1 protein-coding gene and 1 rRNA gene are annotated in these 1,019 nt (G+C 70.9%); both read right to left on the minus strand.

Translation table 11 applies throughout. The annotated features are described in order from the left end of the window. Nucleotides 1-871 (minus strand): phosphatase PAP2 family protein (locus ACFVWU_RS45000; protein ID WP_387632550.1); only part of this gene is annotated, 871 nt, incomplete at its 3' end. 61 nt (nucleotides 872-932) lie between these two features. Beyond that, nucleotides 933-1,019: ribosomal RNA gene (gene rrf, locus ACFVWU_RS45005) — 5S ribosomal RNA — on the minus strand; the annotation flags it as partial.

Genomic DNA, 1,019 nt, shown 5'->3' on the forward strand with positions numbered 1-1,019 from the left:
GCGGGGGCGGGGGCCCCCGCGGGCTCCTTTTTCTCCCCCCCCCCCGCCCCCCCCCCGGGGGGGGGGGGGGGGCCCCCCCCGCCCCCCCCCCCCGACCCCGTCGGCGCGCCACCAACGCCAGGACGGCGTAGGCGAAGAGCAGGATCACGACGGCGACGATGCCGTCCGCCCAGAAGTGGTTGGCTGTCACCACGACCACCGCGACCGTCAGCACCGGATGCAACACCATCACCCAGCGGAACGGGCTCGGCGACACCCGCACCACCGCGACCGCCGCCAGCACGCACCAGGCGACGTGCACCGACGGCATCGCCGACAGCTGATCGGCCACCACCACCCCGCCGACCGCACCCCCGTACACCGACTGCCCGTACTCGGCGGCCACGTCGACGAACCCGCTCTGCGGCAGCATCCGCGGCGGCGCCACCGGGATGAACTGCACCAGCAGACAGACCGCGGTGGTGATCACCACCGTGTTGCGCACCCACGCGTAGCGCTCCCGGTGCCGCAGGAACACCCAGAGCAGCACGGCAAGCATCACGGCGAAGTGCATGACCGCGTAGTAGTAGTTCGCCAGCCTCACCAGCACCGGGTACGGCGTGATCGCCGCCTGCCAGGACGCCTCGTCCGGCAGTCCGATGATCTGCTCGGTGTGGTGGACCCAGCTCGCCCGGTCCAACGCGTGGTCGGCGCTCATCACCGACAGATGCCCCACCAACTGCCAGAGCGCGAACAGCGCCAGCAGGGTGCCGGCCTCCCGCAGCAGCGCCGAGACCCCCGGCTTCCGGACCCGCGCGGCAACGTACGCGCCACCGTAGAGGCCGACGGCGGCACCCCCGGCGGACTGCCAGGTCAGGGTCAGGTTCTGCATTGGCAGAGGCTAACGCAAAAAGACCCCCTCCCGAACGGGAGGGGGTCTTTTTGGAATGATTGTTCGGCGGCGTCCTACTCTCCCACAGGGTCCCCCCTGCAGTACCATCGGCGCTGTGAGGCTTAGCTTCCGGGTTCGGAATGTAACC

The sequence above is a fragment of the Kitasatospora sp. NPDC058190 genome (genome assembly GCF_042883685.1).
GTDB lineage: Bacteria > Actinomycetota > Actinomycetes > Streptomycetales > Streptomycetaceae > Kitasatospora.